General features: G+C 54.9%; 16 protein-coding genes, 1 tRNA gene and 2 pseudogenes. 9 read left to right on the plus strand and 10 right to left on the minus strand.

The window, feature by feature from the left end:
- Positions 1-100: 100 nt before the first annotated feature.
- Positions 101-5,266, minus strand: a complete 5,166-nt coding sequence (locus tag RCCS2_RS13145) for an SdrD B-like domain-containing protein (RefSeq protein WP_008234972.1) — start codon at positions 5,264-5,266, stop codon at positions 101-103.
- Positions 5,267-5,540: 274 nt separating this feature from the next.
- Here RCCS2_RS13145 and RCCS2_RS13150 point away from each other — a divergent pair, with 274 nt between their 5' ends.
- Positions 5,541-5,750 (plus strand): hypothetical protein, encoded by a 210-nt coding sequence (locus tag RCCS2_RS13150; protein WP_008234973.1) that lies wholly within the window; start codon positions 5,541-5,543, stop codon positions 5,748-5,750.
- Positions 5,751-5,970: 220 nt separating this feature from the next.
- A complete protein-coding gene (locus RCCS2_RS13155) occupies positions 5,971-6,249 on the plus strand; it encodes a hypothetical protein (protein WP_008234974.1) in 279 nt (92 codons plus the stop codon).
- 361 nt (positions 6,250-6,610) lie between these two features.
- On the opposite strand, the gene RCCS2_RS18780 is transcribed toward RCCS2_RS13155, so the two are convergent.
- The 4 genes and pseudogenes from RCCS2_RS18780 to RCCS2_RS18430 all read right to left on the minus strand — a co-directional run.
- Positions 6,611-6,961, minus strand: a complete 351-nt coding sequence (locus RCCS2_RS18780) for a LysE family translocator (RefSeq protein ID WP_198007047.1) — start codon at positions 6,959-6,961, stop codon at positions 6,611-6,613.
- A 5-nt stretch (positions 6,962-6,966) separates the two neighbouring features.
- Complete coding sequence (locus tag RCCS2_RS18785; RefSeq protein ID WP_008234976.1) at positions 6,967-7,209, minus strand: LysE family transporter; 243 nt, start codon at positions 7,207-7,209, stop codon at positions 6,967-6,969.
- Between the two features lie 17 nt (positions 7,210-7,226).
- Positions 7,227-8,153, minus strand: a complete 927-nt coding sequence (locus RCCS2_RS13165; protein WP_083791195.1) for a DMT family transporter — start codon at positions 8,151-8,153, stop codon at positions 7,227-7,229.
- A gap of 114 nt (positions 8,154-8,267) precedes the next feature.
- Positions 8,268-8,411, minus strand: a pseudogene (locus RCCS2_RS18430) ((S)-ureidoglycine aminohydrolase); the annotation flags it as partial.
- Positions 8,412-8,821: 410 nt separating this feature from the next.
- On the opposite strand from RCCS2_RS18430, the pseudogene RCCS2_RS13170 reads away from it, so the two are divergent.
- Positions 8,822-9,523, plus strand: a pseudogene (locus RCCS2_RS13170) (methyl-accepting chemotaxis protein); the annotation flags it as partial.
- Positions 9,524-9,623: 100 nt separating this feature from the next.
- On the opposite strand, the gene RCCS2_RS13175 reads toward RCCS2_RS13170, so the two are convergent.
- Both RCCS2_RS13175 and RCCS2_RS13180 read right to left on the minus strand, forming a co-directional pair.
- A tRNA-Asn gene (locus tag RCCS2_RS13175) sits at positions 9,624-9,698 on the minus strand.
- Positions 9,699-9,786: 88 nt separating this feature from the next.
- On the minus strand, positions 9,787-10,689 hold the full coding sequence (locus RCCS2_RS13180) for an MBL fold metallo-hydrolase (protein ID WP_008234989.1): 903 nt from the start codon (positions 10,687-10,689) through the stop codon (positions 9,787-9,789).
- A gap of 41 nt (positions 10,690-10,730) precedes the next feature.
- Here RCCS2_RS13180 and RCCS2_RS13185 point away from each other — a divergent pair, with 41 nt between their 5' ends.
- A complete protein-coding gene (locus RCCS2_RS13185; RefSeq protein ID WP_008234991.1) occupies positions 10,731-12,050 on the plus strand; it encodes an ATP-binding protein in 1,320 nt (439 codons plus the stop codon).
- 90 nt (positions 12,051-12,140) lie between these two features.
- Here RCCS2_RS13185 and RCCS2_RS13190 read toward each other — a convergent pair whose 3' ends face one another.
- Genes RCCS2_RS13190 through RCCS2_RS13200 form a run of 3 tightly spaced genes read right to left on the minus strand, consistent with a single transcriptional unit; the run spans position 12,141 to position 15,204 of the window.
- Positions 12,141-13,178, minus strand: a complete 1,038-nt coding sequence (locus RCCS2_RS13190) for an ABC transporter substrate-binding protein (protein WP_008234993.1) — start codon at positions 13,176-13,178, stop codon at positions 12,141-12,143.
- Complete coding sequence (locus RCCS2_RS13195) at positions 13,148-14,545, minus strand: sensor histidine kinase (RefSeq protein WP_008234994.1); 1,398 nt, start codon at positions 14,543-14,545, stop codon at positions 13,148-13,150. Before RCCS2_RS13195 ends, RCCS2_RS13190 begins: the two co-directional genes overlap by 31 nt.
- Positions 14,542-15,204 (minus strand): response regulator transcription factor, encoded by a 663-nt coding sequence (locus RCCS2_RS13200; RefSeq protein WP_008234997.1) that lies wholly within the window; start codon positions 15,202-15,204, stop codon positions 14,542-14,544. Before RCCS2_RS13200 ends, RCCS2_RS13195 begins: the two co-directional genes overlap by 4 nt.
- A gap of 104 nt (positions 15,205-15,308) precedes the next feature.
- Here RCCS2_RS13200 and RCCS2_RS13205 point away from each other — a divergent pair, with 104 nt between their 5' ends.
- From RCCS2_RS13205 to RCCS2_RS18850, 5 genes are all read left to right on the plus strand, one after another.
- The gene (locus RCCS2_RS13205; protein ID WP_008234999.1) at positions 15,309-16,292 is read left to right on the plus strand and encodes a Bug family tripartite tricarboxylate transporter substrate binding protein; all 984 of its coding nucleotides are present in this window, start codon (positions 15,309-15,311) and stop codon (positions 16,290-16,292) included.
- A 72-nt stretch (positions 16,293-16,364) separates the two neighbouring features.
- Positions 16,365-16,862 (plus strand): tripartite tricarboxylate transporter TctB family protein, encoded by a 498-nt coding sequence (locus RCCS2_RS13210; RefSeq protein WP_008235001.1) that lies wholly within the window; start codon positions 16,365-16,367, stop codon positions 16,860-16,862.
- 3 nt (positions 16,863-16,865) lie between these two features.
- Positions 16,866-18,389, plus strand: a complete 1,524-nt coding sequence (locus RCCS2_RS13215; RefSeq protein WP_008235002.1) for a tripartite tricarboxylate transporter permease — start codon at positions 16,866-16,868, stop codon at positions 18,387-18,389.
- Between the two features lie 434 nt (positions 18,390-18,823).
- Complete coding sequence (locus tag RCCS2_RS18585) at positions 18,824-19,504, plus strand: OmpA/MotB (RefSeq protein WP_008235004.1); 681 nt, start codon at positions 18,824-18,826, stop codon at positions 19,502-19,504.
- A partial coding sequence (locus RCCS2_RS18850; RefSeq protein ID WP_008235008.1) for a substrate-binding domain-containing protein occupies positions 19,476-19,585 on the plus strand: 110 nt, incomplete at its 3' end. The genes RCCS2_RS18585 and RCCS2_RS18850, both read left to right, overlap by 29 nt.

Consider the following 19,585-nt stretch of genomic DNA (forward strand, 5'->3'; position numbering starts at 1 on the left):
CATCTATTTTGCACGCGCCGACCAAGTCCAAAGGACGATCATCTGTTGGTCGTAGAAAGACACTGACTTGCGTCAATGACCCATCCAGCCCCCGCTTGGCTTAGCAAACCGCGTCTTGCATGAAGTCATCAAACGAAACCGTGACGATGAAGGCTTGGTCGTAGTCTTCATCCTCGGAAACACCTGCCTGAACGTCGGTCGGATCAAGTATGAGGGTCAGTAAGTCACCTTCACCCGCCTCGTATCCCTCACCCTGTTCCAACGCCAGCGCAAGAAGCTCATCCACGTTCTCTTGTGTGCCGTTATAGAAGCTGCCAAAGAATGTAGCGATCTTGAATTCAGAGTTGCCATCGGTCAGGCCCCAAATTGCATGCTGGATTTCAGCTTCGGTATAATTGCGCCCGGCTGTTGCCCCGCTGGTGTCTCCGTTGCTTTGATTGGTGAAATCCTGGTTGAGAAGCCAGTTGATCGCATCCAGATTATCGACAAGATTATTGCTGAAGGCGGCATCATCGACACTGCCCTCGGACCCGACAGCGATGTCCATGGAAACGGCAACATCAGCAACAAAGTCTTCCTCGCGCTCGATGCAATACGCAGATTCAATGAACAGTCCATCAAGGCGGCTATCACCTGTCCCGTCAATTGTGGTTGAATACCCAAGACCAACCCGGAAACCACCTTGGGTTGTCGTCGCTTCGGTCGGCAGTGTCTCAGCAATAGTATCGACGGTGTTGAGCACACCTTTGACTTCAACAGCGACCTGCCCATCGTCCGTTTCACCAAGCCCGTCTGAGATTGTATAAGCAAAGCTGTCATTGAACGTATCACCGATCAGCATGTCAGCCGCCGCAACCCCATCGATCACAGCATTTGTGCTGTCATAATCCAAAGTGCCATCATTGTTGAGCGTCACAACAGCACCACTCTCAAGTGTCGTGCTCTCGCCGATGGTGAGGTTCACGCCATTGACAGTGGCAAGGGCAACCGTGCCGCCAGCGGCGTCAGTATCGTTTGCCAAAACATCAATCGTCGTTGTTTCAAGTGCACAGACCATGCCAGCGTCATCAACAGAAACGGGAGCGGCGTTTTCGACAATAAGCCCAGCATCAATTGTCAGGTCGGCCACGCCAATATCCAGAGCGATATCACCGGTGCGTCCTGTGGCTGCATCCGCATCGCTATCTGTCCCTGCATCACCACCAGCATTCGCGGTTGTAAAGTCGAAACCATCGACCTCCTCAAACAGAATATTGTATGTGCCGGCGTTCAGATCATCGAACAGATACTGACCGTTTTCGTCAGTGGTTGTTGATGCAATGACCGTCCCGGTGTCATCGAAAAGCATGACATCAACATCTGCAAGTGTGCTTTCGCCATCATCGAGAATTCCATTGCGGTTTTCATCGATAAAGACAGTGTCGCCCAAGGACGCCGTCCCAGGGTCTGCGATGCCGACGTCGACGTCGCGGATGTTGTCGCCGATGCCGATGCTGACGGGGGCGGTTGTGGCTGTGCCGTCGCCGTTGTCGATACCGTCACTGTCGACGGTGTCATCACCGCCTGCATCAGACGTCACAAAGACATTGTCGGTGGGGTTGGTGAAGACGACCGTGTAATCGCCGGCCTCCAGGTCCGCAAACAGATACGCCCCTTCGGCGTCGGTTGTGGTTGTTGCCACAACTATGCCGCCCAGCAGCAGCTGCACCGTCGCACCAGAGACACTGGTATCGCCATCGCCTTCCAGATCATCCTTGTCGGCATCCACAAAGAAACGCCCCCCCAGGGACGCCGTGCCTGGATCGGTCACGCCGGCGTCGACGTCGGTGATATCCTCGCCAATGCCGATGCTGATGGGTGCTGCCGTGCCATCAGGACCTGCATCGCTGTCCACGGTATCATCATCGCCCGCGTCCTGACCGACCAGCACCTTACCGTCAGCGGTCTGGGTCGGAAAGACAACCACATAATCGCCTGCGTCGAGGTTCCCAAAGATGTAGGACCCATCCGCGCCGGTTTGGGTGGTGGCAACCACGTCGCCATCCGCATCCTGCAAGGTCACGGTGACCCCGCCGACCCCCATCTCGGCATCGTCCACGTCATTGCCATCGGCGTCCGTAAAGATGCGGCCCGCCAAAGACGCCGTGCCTGGATCGGCGATCCCGGCATCTACATCGGGCGTGGTGGCACCGGCCACAACCGTGACTGGCGCAGTCAGACCGGTGCCGGTGTCGGCGTCACTGTCAATGCTGTCATCATCGCCCACGTCCTGACCGACCAGCACCTTGCCATCCACATCGGTGGGGAAGCGCACCGTGTAATCACCCGGTGCCAGACCGTCGAACTGATAAGAGCCATCCGGCCCGGTCTGCGTCGTGGCCAGATCCGTGCCATCCGCACCCACAAGCGTTACCGTCACACCGGCCACACCCATCTCAGCATCATCAACACCGTTGTCATCGGCATCCATAAACACACGACCAGACAAACTACCAACCAAAGCGGCGGGTGCTTCAAGCCCGGCGTCTATATCGCGGATATCTGCGCCGATGCTGACACTGATCGGGGCTGTGTTGCCATTAAGGCCTGCATCGCTGTCGGCCGTATCATCATCACCAGCGTCCTGATCCACCAGCACCAGATCGTTGAAGGTATCGGGGAAGGAGACCACATAATCGCCTGCGTCGAGATCTTCGAACAGGTATGATCCGTCTGCGCCGGTCTCGGTCGTGGCGACCACATTGCCTTCGCGATCCAGCAAGGTTACCGGCACGCCTGCAAGTGCGGCCTCGTCCCCATTATTGTTGTCGATGCTGTCGTCGTTGCTATCCACAAAGACACGGCCACCCAATGATGCTGTGCCCGGGTCGACGAGACCTGCATCCACATCCGGCGTGGTCTCGCCTGCGACCACGGTGATCGGGGCAGTCTGGCCGGTTGCATTGGCATCGCTATCGATGGCGTCATCATCGCCTGCATCCTGATCGGTAAAGACCTTGTCGGTGGGGTTGCCGAACTGCACGACATAGTCGTCGCCCGCCTCCAGATCATCAAAGCTGTAGCTGCCATCCTGACCGGTCTCGGTCATCCCAAAGGTCACACCATCCTTAAGCAGGGTCACAACGGCGCCTGCTACGGGCATGTCGCCCTCGCTTTGGGTGCCGGACTTGTCGGTATCCATAAAGAGCGTACCTGTAATCGCCACGGTCCCCGGATCGGCGATCCCTGCATCTACATCGGGCGTGGTTGCACCGGCCACAACCGTGACTGGCGCAGTCAGACCGGTGCCGGTGTTGGCATCACTGTCAATGCTGTCATCATCGCCCAAGTCCTGACCGACCAGCACCTTGCCATCCACATCGGTGGGGAAGCGCACCGTGTAATCACCCGGTGCCAGACCGTCGAACTGATAAGAGCCATCCGGCCCGGTCTGCGTCGTGGCCAGATCCGTGCCATCCGCACCCACAAGCGTCACCGTCACACCGGCCACACCCATCTCAGCATCATCAACACCGTTGTCATCGGCATCCATAAACACACGACCAGACAAACTACCAACATCAGGCGCAGGGGTGCCAGGTGCCCAGCACAGATCATCCACCGCGCCAGAACCGACCAGATTAATCTGCATTTGGGTAACGCCCGCCGCATCCAATGCAATGGTCTGTTCGCTGTTGTTGCCGCCTACGGGAATGTCGATAATCCGGGTTTCGCCATTTGCGAATGTGAGTGTGATCGTTCCACCCGGTTCTTCAACGTCAAGGATCTTGATGTCATGCAGATCAGAGGGGGCATCGAAGTCGAATGTGATGGTGCCACCAACCGCATCATCGGGATCGTCGCTGTCGTTGTCTTCTGACACGATCAAGAGGTTGCCCTGATCCTCATAGGCCAAATCGGTATCGCCGCCCGTTGGATTAGCGGAATCAAACAACATCGCATCATTGTCATCGGTATTGTTGCGATCACGCTGCGCGGTAATCGTCACGCCATCGAATTGATCGCTGACAACAATTCCCGCGTCAAAACCTTCGAAATCCAACAAAGCAAAGCCCTCGGGGCAAACGCCGCCGTCCTGACACAGCTCAATCTTGTCGATGCGGACAAATTCACCCTTATCACCCGTCGCAACAATCGCGACCGTATCACCCGGATGAAGCATAATCTGTGGAAAGGCGACTTCGGAAAACTGACCGTTATCATTGCCACGATCATCGGTATCGGCGTCCAAGGTTGCCTGCCCAACGACAGTGCCATTCACCTTGATTTGCAGGTCGGATTGGCCGTCGCTTTCATCTTGTACAAAGAGCGACAGATCATAAGCGCCGGCCGCGCCATTAAAGGTGGTGCTGATTTCGCCGCTGCTTCCTAAATCTGATAGCCTGACAATACCGGCGCTCGAAGCGTTATGACCCTGACGCACGTCAAAACCAGACAGGTCCATTGTCTCGGCTTCTATAACGATGCAAACCGGTGCATCACCTTCATCGACGTCCTGTACCTTGACCCATAATGTTTTATCGACGACACCGCCTTGCCCATCATCGGCCCGGATGGTGACGTCGTAGGTATTGTCACCCCCAGTCACGTCGGTCGGTTGTTCGAAGTTTGGAGGCGCTACAAAGCTCAGTTCGCCAGTCTTGGGGTCTATTTTGAAAGCATCACCATCTTTACCGGGAACGATACTATATGTGATGTCATCACCGTCTGGGTCTGTCGCATCTACGTCGATAACCGCAGTTTCGTTTTCAGCGACCATAAGGATATTATCGTCAGGCAGGTTGTCGAAGACAGGGTCGACATTCTTTGGATTTTGCGTGGGAACTGACATCAAATCAGAATAGGCAACGCCACAGCCGTCAACGTTATCAACAGAGACAATCTCTAGCTGCACTCCGGCTGGCGGCACGTCACCAACGAAAGTAAAAAAGTCATCACCCTTGCCGGGGGCTGAGTAATGTTCGATCTCAATTTCAAGCAGCTGATAGTACTGACCGTCTGAACCACAAAGCGTAAAAACGCGTTCCGCATACATATCTTGCCCAGTAATCGCATGTCCGTTCACAAAGGCTTTTTGGCTGTCGTCAACGGACTGATCGCGCTTATCACCGCTCAGGCGATGATCGTTATCTTTGACGCTCAGTTCGTAGTTTGCCTGCGTTGGGACGTTGATCACATCCCCAACACTGATTGAGCAATCACCATCGGCCCCTTTCAACAAGTCTTGTTCTGAAAACGCAAACCAACGGTAATTTTGATATGTCATAACATTGTCCTCTCTGGACGTGAGTTCTTTACTGGTATTGGGGATTAGTGTGACCGTAGGCCGATCAGATATGTCTGCATGCCGCTGCCACGGGCGATGCTATGGCTGCATCATGCTAAGTATGAGGAAATCTGGGTGTCCGCGCGGGATGCACGATGAATTCAGTGAGACATAACTTCATCACAAGCGCCCCCACGCAGTGTTTCATTGAGACAATGAAACTTAAGTTCCTGATTTATTGAGCCTTTAAGAGCGCGTCAAAGTGTTTGCGTCAATGGAATACGGCAAAACTGTGTTTTTTTTGGCGGATTTTCGCTTAAAGGCTGACTTGGCTATTGCCCCATCAAAAAAATATAATCCGCCGCATCTGAGCTCTGCCAAGACCAGCAGATTAGTGTCACAAAACGATCCGATTTGGCAGGGCAAATGTGCGGGAACTGTCGCTATCGTCTTTCCCAAACATGCATGTATCATTGGGCTTTAATGATCATTTTGCGACAGCCCTCACCGACGTCGCGGGCTGTTTGGTAGGAGCGGATTTTGCCTGTCATCATGCCGCTTTTAAACCGAAGACAGGGCGCATAAAAGCATGTGCTCGGTCCTGATTATTGCCTTCTGCGGGGCGCAGTGACCCATAGTGTACCTTGACAGTCGCCACGCAATTCAGTCCTTTTCCGTATGTTTTTCAATAGGCGGAGTGGGTAATGGCCGATTCATTTGTTAAGATACTAAGCGCAGCTTTGACCATATCTATGGTCACACCGGGCTTCGCGTCGGCGGGCGGTTTGGCAGCAGCTATTGTCGAGGAGCCACCCGTAATCGCGGAACCTGCACCAGTCACGCAAGGCGCAACGGCCAGTTGGGTTGTGCCCCTTGTCGCGCTTTTGCTCGTCGGGGCGGTGATCGCCAGCGATTCTGGATCGGACGACAGCGACAATGATGGAGACGCCGGCGAACTTCCTGATGTCGGCGGTGTGAAGTGATAAACGTGAGCCGGTTATGAGGACTTCGGTGCTTCGTTTGGGTATTTCAAGCCAAGCAGTAGCGTTTGTGCATCCACCAATCGGACACGCTGAACTATATTAATTCGCGCTGACCAATGCCTCTAGTTTACAGCATGCAGTGGTATGAAAACGTGACATCCTAGAATTATTATTAATAAACAATGGGCTACCGGGGTAGTAAGGTAGACGTTCTGTCCGTCAGTTTATTTTTGAGAATTTGAATTGAGGCCAGAATAGAGCCGCTGATTTATGTGCTGCAAACGGCTGTTTCAGTCTAAAGCCACCGAATGCTGCAGATGCACGGACGCCTGCTTTCGTGATCGTGGTATTATCGGTCATCCTAGGCTAAACGCAGACCAAGGAAAATCAGAACGCCCCCGCAAAGCTGATCAACATACTTTGAAACCGATATGTATCGAGTCTGAACACGCGATGCTGAAAAGCTGATGGCGATCAGGACATGCCAGACCAAAGACATAGCTGCGATGAGCAGCACCAAGACCCAAACTGACATGTCAGGTGTGAGAAAGGCTGCAAAAACACTGGCATAGTAAGCATCTGACTTGGGGTTGGTCATATTTGCGAGGAAGCCGCGCCAGAAGCCCCGCGCTCCGCTAGTTGTACCGGCTGTCTGGTTCGCGTTTGGCTGAAACCCGTTTGAGCGCAACAGCTTAACGCCGAGGTAGAGCAAATAGGCTATACCAAGACTTTCAGCGCAAAACCTAGCAGCGGCAGCGCCTCAAAGACCGATACAATGCCAAGTGCCGCCGCACCTGCCCAAGCAAATGACCCTATTGCGATGCCGCAAGCCGTCCAGATCGCGTGGCGGCGCGATTTGGATACCGCTGCGGATGTTGTCAGTACAAAATTCGGGCCGAGACTGATGAGTGCGAGAAAACCCACAAACACGATCGCAGCGATGATGGGTGGAAATTCCATGGCGGTCTCTCACATTGTCATTTTGAGCCGGCGCTTAACACTGCTCCCAAGATTGCAAAGAGAGCACCAACGACCGTGGCGATGGTGACGACACCAAGGCCGAATACGGCCAGCAACATCATGGCAACCAGTGGCGTCAGAAATGCCAAGCTGGAGATTGTCGCGGCAGACCCTTCCCGTGTGGCCTTGTCCCAAAAGATATTTGCGGCAGTGAAAGGGCCAATGCCCATGAGAACAATGGCAAGCCATTGACCTGTAGTCGGCCAGTAGACCGGTTCAAAGGCGAAATGTGCGGCCAGTGCTGCGATGCCTGCCAACCCAAGTGAGGGGCCAACGACGTTTGTCTCGACCTTTGCAAGCGAGCGACCCACCGAATAGATCGCAAACGTAAGCGCACCACATGCACCAAGCAGCACACCGATCAGATCAAGGTTTCCACCCATTTGCGGAGAAAGGGCGACCGCAACGCCTACAAAACCGCAGGTAATACCCACGGTCTGAAGCACGGATGGTGCGCGTCGGTGCAGTGCAGACGCCAGCACGACAAGAAAGACTGGCCATAGATAATGAACCACGTTGGCCTCCGCAGGGCCAATCCGGGCGATTGCGGCCAGATAGAACGCATTGTTGCCCATCAAACCAACGGCAACAAAAGCTAGCGTCTTGAATGGAACGGTCGCGAAGGTCGTGAGCGTCTTTTGTTTGGCAGCCAGAACAAAGGAAAATAGAAAGCCAATCAATGCCGATGCCCCCAGAACCAGCAAAGGTGGAGCTGGGTAGGCAATGGTCGCAAGCGCAGGCCAGCTCGCCCAAAGCACTACGGCACCGCTGACAAGGGCGAATGTCTTTGCCCTAGGCCCTCTGGGGAAGGCTGAATGCGCCCACGCTTCAAGCTGACCAAACCTACGGTGATGCGTGGCAGTTAGTGTTCCGTCGACCTGCATATCGGCAATATCCTATCCCAGTTGTCAGAAAGATGCAGCCTACGGCCAGTTTGCGCAATCTGTCTCACTGTATAGGCGCAGATATTTGGTTCAACAGATCGAATGGCAGCAGTCTTCCATCATAAAATGTGAAAATGTTTTGGCCAAGCCGCTTAACGGGCGGGCCAGAACCCACAGGAAAGCGCTGGTCACGATGTAGCACATCGTGCCTTTGGGCATGACGGCATAGGCGTCGGTGAATATCGCGCGGTTGGTCACTAGCTCATCTTGGCTCGGGTGCTCACCGGTGGGTACGTCCTATTTTCTTGGTATGCCTGCTGCGATATTTTGGTGCGTTCGCAGACTATGCAGCGCGCAAGAAATAGACGCCATCCTGAAATAAGAAACAGCGCCGTTGGCTGGCCTGCTTGTTCAGATCCTAGGCGCGATGGGCAGCCGGTGGCGCTTAAGCTGATCTTAAGCCGCAGCGCGGATAAGACCACGAACGCAATCTGAAAAGACTTGAGGTAGCCTCTGATGATCTGTCGCGCCGCACCGAAAACCAGGCCGCAACCTTGGAACAAACGGCAGCGGCGCTGGATGAAATGACTGCAAGCGTCAAATCAGCCGCGGATGGGGCCCGACAGGTCAAAGACGTTGTGTCAAGCGCGCGCAAGGATGCTGATGAAAGCGAACCTGTTGTCCAAGACACAGTGCGTGCCATGACCGAAATTGAAGGATCATCACAAGAGATATCGCAGATTATTGGTGTGATTGACGACATCGCATTCCAGACCAACCTTCTGGCGCTGAATGCCGGGGTAGAGGCCGCACGCGCCGGTGAAGCCGGCCGTGGTTTTGCTGTTGTCGCCTCCGAAGTGCGTGCTTTGGCGCAACGTTCGTCCGATGCGGCCAAACAGATCAAATCCTTGATCGGCGAAAGCTCTGCGCAAGTGGCGCGCGGGGTCAATCTTGTCGGACAAGCAGGCGAGGTGCTGACAAAGATTGCCAGTCATATCAATCATATCTCTGATCTTGTGGCTGAAATTGCATCCGGCGCGGAAGAGCAATCAATTGGGATTGGCGAGATTAATATCGGGGTCACCCAACTTGATAAAGTTACTCAACAGAACGCCGCCATGGTCGAAGAAGCGACAGCAAGCAGCCACGCTTTGAACGGCGATGCCGCAGAACTGGAACAACTGGTCAATCAGTTCCAACTGGATGATGCGCAGGTCACGCGCAAACCGGTGGCCGATAATATTAGCGAATTCGTGCCACAACCAGCGATACAAGAACAAGCAGAGCCGGACCATAATCGGCCTGCCGCTGCCGCTGCAGGCGGCGGCAGACGGGCACAACATGCAGAAGATATGTGGCAAGATTTCTAGTCTGGCGAAGGGCTATTTTCATGTACATCAGTGGAGTGAAAGCGTGCGCACAGCGGATGTTTCCACATCATCATATCGTAGCATAATATTGGGGTAATTATGGCTCCGACGGTAGGGATCGAACCTACGACCAATTGATTAACAGTCAACTGCTCTACCGCTGAGCTACGTCGGAACACTCGCGCCCATATAGCAATGCGATTCCGAGAGGTCCAGAGGGATTTGTCCCGATTTGTGAAACTTTTGAAATGCCGCAGCGGACATCAGGATTTTACAAAAGTGGCCGTCGTCGAAAGAACGGGATGGGCGGTAACTTTTCCCTTTTGGTAAAGATCGACCAGATGCGCAAAGACATTGCGCGCCGCAGCGGCACGCAAGCCCGGCGTCACGTCATGATATACCGTTGCGGTGATTTCCGCGATACGGGTTGGCCGATCTGACAGGGCAGACAGGATTTGCGCTTCGCGGTCCAGCCGGTGATTTACCAACCACGCAAGACGCGCCTTGGGATCAGCGATCGGTGCGCCATGACTGGGGTAGAAAACGGATGCCTCGCAGGTTTTAAGACGTGCACAGGATACCATGAAATCCGTCAAATCCCCATCAGGCGGCGAAACAAGAGAGCTGGCCCATCCCATCACATGATCACCGGTGAAAATGGCATCACGCCACATAAAGCTAAGGTGATTGCCAATATGCCCGGGCGTATGGATCGCTGTGATTTGCCCGCAGTCAGCCGTTAGCACCTCACCATCTTGCAAATATCTGTCCGGTTTGAAGTCACGATCAATCCCTTCACCACCACCTGCCAGACCTTCGCGCGCCAATTGCGCCATAATGGCACTGCGGCCCGCGGTGCTGTCGCCGTAAGCATAGACCAGTGCGCCCGTAAGCGATGAGAGTGCTGTCGCAAGCGGTGAGTGATCGAGATGACTGTGTGTCAGCAAAATATGTGAAACAGGTCGCCCCGCAATAACGCGCTCTAGTGCCCGCAAATGGGTCGAATCGGCCGGTCCTGGGTCGATGATTACCAGCTGCGCACAGCCCAGCACATATGTATTTGTACCCAGATACGTCATAGGCGAGGGGTTGGGCGCCAATACCAACGCCAGATCATCAGCCAGTTTGAGCGGTTGCCCCGCGATTGGTGCGAAAGGCGCGTTCACAATCGCTTTCCGTTTCCGGTCAAGGCGGCTAGCGTAGTTCTATGTTCTTTGTTTGGCTCAAGAAATACATGCCGCGTGGCATTTACGCCCGGGCGGCGCTTATTCTGGTGCTGCCTGTTTTGCTGTTGCAATTGCTGGTCTCGGTTGTGTTTATCCAACGCCATTTTGAGGGCGTAACCCGGCTTATGACAAGTGCTGTTAATATTGAGCTGCGGTTTTTGGTCGATACCGCAAATGCGCAGCCCGATCTGACAAGCGCGCGCAGCGCTGTCGGACAAATTGATGCCCCCTTGGAAATTGCGACGGTCCTGCCTGCCGATGATGCGATTTCCGAGGATATACGGCCCTTTGCCGATCTTACCGGCCATACGGTAATTGAAACGTTGCGCGACGGTGTCGCGGGCATTCTTGGCGTTTCATTGGAAGATCGCCGTCGTGTGATCGTTTGGGCCGAAACGCGCCATGGCCCGATGAAAATGGAGCTTAGGCGCCGTCGTGTTTCGGCATCAAATCCGCATCAGTTGATTGTGATCATGGTCGTCTTGGGCGCGCTGATGACGGCTATTGCGTATCTTTTCTTGCGCAATCAGTTGCGTCCTATCAAACGCATGGCACGTGCCGCCGCCGATTACGGCAAAGGGCGGATTACCCCGTTTACGCCAACAGGCGCTGTCGAGGTGCGCGCGGCTGGCATGGCTTTTCTGGATATGCGCAACAGGCTAGAGCGGCAGACCCAAAGCCGCACCATGATGTTGTCTGGTGTCAGCCATGACTTACGCACGCCGTTGACCCGCATGCGTCTTGGCCTATCCATGTTGGACCCGAAGGATGCCGAACCGCTGGTCCATGATGTCGATGACATGGAACGGCTTTTAAACGCCTTCCTTGATTTTGCGCGCACCGATGCCGGCGACAGTCTGGAGGCAACAAAGCCTTCTGACATCGTGCATGCCGTTTTGGATAATGCCAAACGGATGGGGCAGGATGTAACATTGGGCGCGATGGAGGGATCAGATGACCCGGTGAGCCTGCGTCCACTGGCGATCCGCCGCGCTTTGGATAATCTGATTGGGAATGCGCTGCGCTATGGCAAGAAGGCGGAAATCGGGGTCAGTGTTACCGACCGCGCGATCCGGTTCTGGGTCGAAGATGACGGCCCCGGTATCCCACCTGAGCAGCGTGATGAGGCGCTTAGCCCCTTTGTGCGGCTTGATCCGGCGCGCAATCAGGATAAGGGCAGTGGCGTTGGACTGGGGCTTTCCATCGTGGCCGACATCGCACGAACCCATGGTGGTGTTTTGCGGTTGGGTGAAAGCAAAAGACTGGGCGGTCTGAAGGCAGAGCTTGTTTTGGCCCTTTAGGTCAGGCCTGCGCGAATAAATGTGAAGCCCATGATGACAGGGGCTTGTTTTACTTGCTGGGCGTTCCCGATCGGATGATGCTACAGCGTGTCATGGTTGTACAACGGCGTCGCTCCAGGCGCGTAGAAACGCGTCGCGGTTCAGTTTGTCGAGATAGACAAGCAGCGCCGGACCAAGCCGGATGGGACCATAGGCGCGTGCTTCTGGCGTGTCAGCGGCACCCAATGGGGGCAGGGCCCAAACCGACGACGTCTCGCGCATCCCTTCCTGCAATAGCCGGTCAAGAAACAATCCCGCGCCTTCTGTTTCGGTGGCTGTCACGGGGATCAGTGCCGTGCGCAGCATCACGGTGGCATAATCTTCCAACTCAAGAATTTCGAGCCGGTCATCACGCGCGATCCGTTCTGCCGCGTAAGAACCAAGTACGTTATAGGCGAGGGTAAGGCGCCCAGCGGCCACATCGTCAATCATCTGTGCAGAGCAACAATAAAGCGCGGTCCCCCGCGTGCCCATCAGTTCTGACAGCCGCCAGTACGTATCGGAATTGCGCGCTTCTTGTGTGGCAAAAAGATAGCCCAGACCGCTGGTGCGTACATCATACGTGCCGATCGTATTTTCAAACTTTTCGGGGCTTTGGCGCAGTAATGTGATCAGCTCTTGCCGGGTTGTCGGGCGGTCCAACCCGGCAAAAAGATCTCGCGAAATGACAGCGACGGCGGGTTCGGCGGTGAAGGCAAAAACCTGATTGCGCCAACCGGCCCAGACCGGCAAAGCGTCAGTCACTTGCGAGCTATAGGCCTGTGCCGCGCCATCATTGGCCAGTTGAAATTGAAGGTCCATGGCCGATGACATCGCAACATCAAAGACCGCTCCGCCCTTGATTGCATGGTGAAGCTCTGCGCTGGATGTCACGTAATAGTCGACGCCAATGGTCGGGTTTTCCGTTTGAAATTGCTGTATAAACGGCTCGAATACATCAAGATCGCCGGTAGAGATCACCTTGATTATCGTGTCACTGGTGCCTGGGTAGAACTTTTGGTCTTCAAGCTCTAACGCTGATAACGGACCTCCAAAAGCTGCCAAGCAAATGGCAGCTGTCAGGCCGCGGGCAAGATCAGTGAAACGCATGCGCCTGCTCCATCTGTTGGGGTCGTTAACTTCAGGCGACCGCCATGGGCGATCAAAACCTCTTCGGCGATTGTCAGGCCAAGGCCAGAGCCCACAATCATATCAACGTTGCCGCCGCGCTTGAACCGTTCGGTCAGTTCAGGCAGCGAGTTTGCAGAAAAGCCACGCCCATGATCACGTACAATCAACCGCCAATGCTGATCATCTGCACGATCCAGCGTTACTTTTATTTCTGTCTCTGCGGGCGAATATTTCACTGAATTGTCCAACACATTCCGCAGCGCGCTTTCCAGAAGGATCGCATCACCCAAAACGTTGGCCGGACCGTTCCCTTCAAGTTCGATTGCGATATCTTTCATCTCGGCGGTTGGTTGCAGCCCTTCGGTCACGCGCGCGGCAAGATCAGCCAGATCGACCTGTTCTTGCGTCAACGCATCAGCGCGAAAACTGACCGTGGCATGATCCAAAAGTTGACTGGCCGAACGCGAGCTTTCATCAACAGCACGGATAATCCGACGCAACATCTGCTTTTCGTCGTCTTTTTCAACGGTATGCAGTGCCAATTCTGCCTGTGCGCGTACCGTAGCGAGGGGGGTACGCACGCGATGTGCGGCCTCGGCGATAAATTCTTCGGAGCGCCGGATGGATTGCCCTAGCCGCTCCATCAGGCGGTTAAGGGCGATCAAAAGCGGGGACAGTTCATCGGGGACCTTGCGGCGCAAGGGGCGCAGATCAGATGGACCGCGTCGGGTGACAGCTTGCGCGAAACTATTGAGTGGTTTCAGGGCATTGCCCGCAGCAAACGCACCCAGTCCAACGGCAAGTATAAAAAGCGCCACAGACAATACTGCCGCAGTTTGGGACAGCCCCGATCCAATCGCTTCCACGCCAGTACGGGTTTGCGCGACAGTCACCAAAACGGGGACGGGTTGCTGACCTGCAAGAACGGTGCGCCTGACGGTCACCGTGCGTACCTGATCGCCCCGATAATCAATGGTCCTGACAGCAATGTCACCCGGCCGTTCAGGCGTGCTGGGTGGGATCAGATCATCATATCCGGTGAGCGTTTCATCATTCGCAGCCACCCGGTAGAACACGCGGTCTTCGCCAATCGCACCCAGCATGGCAAAGGCAGAGTAGGGCAGTTCCAGCAGGATGGTGCCTTGTTCGCTCCGCAAAGCCTCGGCGATAGTGGTTGCTGATGCCACCAACACACTGTCTTGTGTCCGCTCTGCCGCCTCGCGGGCAAAGCTGGTGACCATCCACCAAGACAAAATTGCCAAAACCGCGGCAATGCCCGCCAATAGGATCGTCAGGCGTTGTCCTATGGACCGCCACCAAAATGGGCCGGCGGTTGCATCGCTCATGCCCAGTTCATCCGGTAACCGACACCGCGCACGGTTTCAATCTCGACGCCCGCGGCGAACAAGCGTTTGCGCAGTCTTGCGACATAAACCTCAATCGCGTTTTCACTGACTTCCGCATCCTGCGAGAAAAGCCGGTCGAGCAGTTGTGATTTGGACAGGATTTGGCCTTTGTTCCGGGCAAACACCTCTAAAAGCCGCAGTTCGCGGTTGCGCAAAGGTTTCGTCTCACCGTCATGGCTTAGCGTGCCGCCAGAAGGATCAAACAACGCGTCACCCAAGGGTATCAAGGCTGGTGTCGGTGTGCCGCGCCTGCGCAGAACAGCACGACATCTGGCTTCTAACTCTCCGAAATCAAAAGGTTTTGTGATATAATCGTCTGCGCCAAGATCAAGTGTATCAACACGATCAGAGACTTGACTGCGTGCGGTCAGCACAATGACAGGCATACGCTCGGTTGTGCGTGTCTTGCGCAGGAATTCGCGCCCGTCACCGTCTGGCAGCATCACATCCAGCAGCATCAGGTCATAGTCGGCCACAGCCAGCCATTCATCAGCCTCTGCCAGCGTTTTTGCGTGATCAACGGCATGGCCATCCAGCGATAGCCGGGCAACAACCGCATCACCCAGTTCATTGTTATCTTCAACGAGCAAAAAGCGCATTGATCTTCGTCTCCCGTACCGCCCGTGTCAGGCTTGTGTCAGCTTGGCATGCGGTAGTGAACCATGGGCGGGGAATCCCCGCCTGTCAAATGGGAGGAAACCACATGACAATGAACATGACCCGCCGGGTTGTGATGGCCGCTGCTGCCGTCACGCTGGCATTCACAAACCCCGCTGCGGCGGATGGCCATCAGGTGATGGACGAGATTAACTTTCTGATCCCCGGCGGCGCTGGTGGCGGCTGGGACGGCACAGCGCGCGGCACAGGCGAGGCGCTGACAGGCGCGGGCCTTGTTGGCAACGCATCTTACGAAAACATGTCCGGTGGTGGCGGCGGTGTGGCGATTGCCCACCTGATTGAAAACGCGGATTCGCTGCCGAATACGATGATGGTGAATTCCACGCCTATCGTGATCCGGTCGTTGACAGGCGTGTTCCCGCAAAGCTTTCGTGACCTGACACTTGTTGCAGGTACAATCGGTGACTACGCCACAATCGTTGTGAACACCGACAGCCCGATCCAGTCCATGGATGATCTGCTGGCCGCTTACCGTGCTGATGGCATGAGCTTTGCCATTGGTGGTGGGTCGGTCCCCGGTGGTTTGGATCACCTTGTGGCTGCGTCTGTGATGCAGGCGGCTGGCGAAGACCCGACCGCGTTCAACTACATCCCGTATGATGCCGGTGGCGCTGCGATGGCGGGTCTGCTGTCTGGCGAAATTCAGGCGCTTTCGACTGGTTTCTCCGAAGCAGTGACGCTGGCCCAGCAAGGTGAAGTCCGCATTCTTGGTGTCACATCGGATGAACGCGTTGCCGCGTTCGAAGATGCGCCAACCATGAAAGAGCAGGGCCTTGATACAACGTTCGTCAACTGGCGTGGTTTCTTTGCAGCCCCCGGTTTGCCTGATGACAAGCTGGCCATGATGCAGGATGCGATTGCCAAGATGTACGACACTCCTGAATGGGAAGAAGTGCGCGCACGCAACGGTTGGGTCAACATCTACAACAATGGCGACGATTTCCGCACGTTCCTGGAAGAGCAGGAACAGGTGATCGGTGATCTGATGAAGACACTCGGCTTTCTTTAAGCGATAGTCACAAGACCGCCCCCCGGCGACGTGGGGCGGTCACAACATAAGAATTTTCGGGGAGGGAAGTTCATGGCGCTGGATCGTTGGATCGCGCTGATCTTTGTCACATTTTGCTGCATTTATGGTTATGCTGCATTTTTCACGATGGATCAGCTTCTGCCCCCATTCATGCAACGTAATCCGGTCTGGCCGTCGACCTTTCCCAAGGTGCTGGCTGTGCTTGGGATCATCGTTGGCCTGATCGTCTTGTTTGGTGTTGAGAAAGCTGATGAAACTGAGGACGCCCCAAGTGCCACCGAGATCAATTATCGCCGGTTGGGCGACTATAAGATCGGGCAAGCATTGATGCTGCTGGGACTTATGGTGCTTTATGCGCTGATGCTGCGCCCTGCGGGTTTTCTGATTTCCACCACGACATTTTTGGTGATTGGCAGCACGATTCTTGGCGAACGCAAGTTCCATGTCATGATCCCTGTTGCGGCCCTTGCCACAGGTTTTGTCTGGTATCTGGTGCAAGAGGTGCTGGGCATCTTCCTGCGTCCTTTTCCATTCTTCATGGGGATGTAGGTCATGCTAGAAGGTATTTTCATCGGTCTTGAGGCCGCATTTTCTGTCAAGAACATTCTGATGGTTGTCGCTGGTTGTCTGATCGGCACGTTTATCGGCATGTTGCCCGGTCTTGGGCCAATGTCGATTATCGCGATTATGATCCCCGTGGCGATTACGCTGGGTGATCCTGCGGCGGCGCTGATCTTGCTGGCAGGCGTTTATTATGGCGCGATTTTTGGTGGATCGACTTCATCTATTTTGCTGAACGCACCGGGGGTGGCAGGGACTGTCGCCACCAGTTTTGATGGCTACCCGATGGCCCGAAAGGGGCAGGCGGGTAAGGCGCTGACCATTGCAGCTGTGGCCAGCTTTGCTGGTGGGACGATTGGCGCGATCCTTTTGATGATCTTTGCGCCGGCTTTGTCGTCTGTCGCACTTCTATTCCATTCCGCCGAATACTTTGCGCTGATGGTCGTGGGGCTTTCCGCGATTGCAGCTTTCGCTGGCACAGGCCAAGTCGCCAAGGCACTCATGATGACGATCCTTGGTTTGATCCTTGCGACTGTGGGTGAGGGTGCACTTTTTAACATGCCCCGTTTCACGATGGGTATGATGGACCTGCAATCTGGTATCAGCTTTATCACCCTTGCCATGGCAATGTTTGCCTTGCCAGAGGCGCTGTTTCTTGTGCTGAACCCCGCGCGCGGGGCCGGCAATGCCGAAGGTGGCAGCAACAAGATCACCAATCTGCGGTTTTCGCGCGAAGAAGGCAAAGCGATGATCCCGGTGATCGGGCGCCAATCTGTGCAGGGCTTCTTTATCGGTGTCTTGCCGGGGGCAGGGGCCACGATCGCGTCCTTCCTGGGCTATGCGGTGGAACGCAATATCGCGAAGGGCGAAGAACAGGCAGAGTTCGGCAAAGGCTCTGTCAAAGGGCTAGCCGCACCTGAAACGGCCAACAATGCTGCTTGCACAGGGTCTTTTGTGCCCTTACTGACACTCGGCATTCCCGGTTCTGGCACCACGGCCATTCTATTGGGCGCATTGATCGCGTTGAATGTGACACCCGGCCCGCGTTTGATGACAGACACACCAGAGATTTTCTGGGCCGTCATCATTTCGATGTTTATCGGCAATCTGGTGTTGTTGGTGCTGAACCTGCCGCTTATCCCGTATATCGCCAAAATCCTGTCGATCCCGCGCAATTATCTGATCCCCTTTATCCTGTTCTTCACGTTGATGGGGGCCTATATCGGGCAGAATAACGCGACTGAGTTATTGTTGCTTGTGGGCCTTGGCGTCATGGCAACGATTTTCCGCTTTGCTGATTATCCGCTGGCACCGCTTCTGATCGGCTTTATTCTGGGCACAATGCTTGAAGATAACTTTGCACGGTCAATGCAGCTTTATCGCGGTCTTGATTTTATTCTTGAGCGTCCGATGACGCTGGGTCTGCTTGTTCTGGCCGGGCTCTTGGTGCTGTTGCCAAGTTACCGTGCCCGGCGGGCGCGCAAACGGGCAGAGGGTATCGCGGACGGCGACTGATAGCGCCGAACGGCATCATTAGACCGACTCGATCTGCCAAAAGAGTGGTTAAGCTGCCGTTCGCGTTTTGGAAACAAATGTGTCGGCGATTCCATCCGCGTGACGGCATTTGTATGCGCAAAGGCTGCGTATGGTCACTGCTGTGTTATCGGTGATTTTAAGGCCTGCCCGAATAATGAGCACAAAATCAATGCAATAGCCGTGCCTGTCGCAATCAACAGGTGTGCGCATCGGATAGCGTTAAACGATTTCATGCGGTCCTGCGCCAAGAAATGCCTTAGAAAGAAACAATATTTGGACACAATTTTCGCCAATTTACCCGCTTTGTTTCCAAGTGCAAAGGAAGCCGGCGTGATGTGTCAGTTTCTAACAGATTTATTTGGGTCGTTGGTAACGGGCCAATCACTCTAATAATTTAGGTAGGAGAGAAAACAGTGGCGTTCAATCTCAAAGAACAACTGAAGACGTCGGTCGCAGCTATCGCGCTGGCGTCCGGGCTCTTGTTGCCTTCCGCAGGTATTGCTGCAGAAGTCACACTGAGATCAACAGACGGTACGATTAACGTAACCGGCGAATTCATCGATTTCCGCGACGACACATATATCGTTCGCACCGCGTTGGGCGAACTGCGTATCGCGGCCAGCAGTATGGTTTGCGAAGGGGCAGCATGCCCATCCTTTGAAAACATCACAGCGGACGTGACCATCGTTGGTTCAGAGGCGATTGGCCAAGGTATGATGCCTTTGTTGATGACAGGCTTTGCCTCTGCACTTGATGCAGACGCGGAACTGACAAACGCATCCGCAGGCGAAACAGTGGCAACACTGATCGACGACGGCGGCTTTGGCGATGAGATCGGTGCCTATCTGGTATCGGCAACAAACGACGACAACGCTTTTGAAGCGCTGCTGGCAAGCGAAGCAAACATCGGCATGTCATCGCGCCGTATCACCGTTGATGAAGCGCGTGCGCTACGTGCCGATGGTGCCGGCAGCATGGTCAGCCCAAACCAAGAGCACATCATCGCGGTTGATAGTATGGTTGTTGTGACACACGCACAAAACCCTGTTGATCAGCTCGACAAAGATGAATTGGGCAGGTATTTTCTCTGGTGAAATCACAAACTGGTCCCAAGTCGGCGGTCCTGATCGCCCGATCAACGTGATTTCTCAGAACGTGGCTCTGCAAGCTATGAG

The organism is Roseobacter sp. CCS2 (assembly GCF_000169435.1).
Taxonomy (GTDB): Bacteria; Pseudomonadota; Alphaproteobacteria; order Rhodobacterales; family Rhodobacteraceae; genus Yoonia.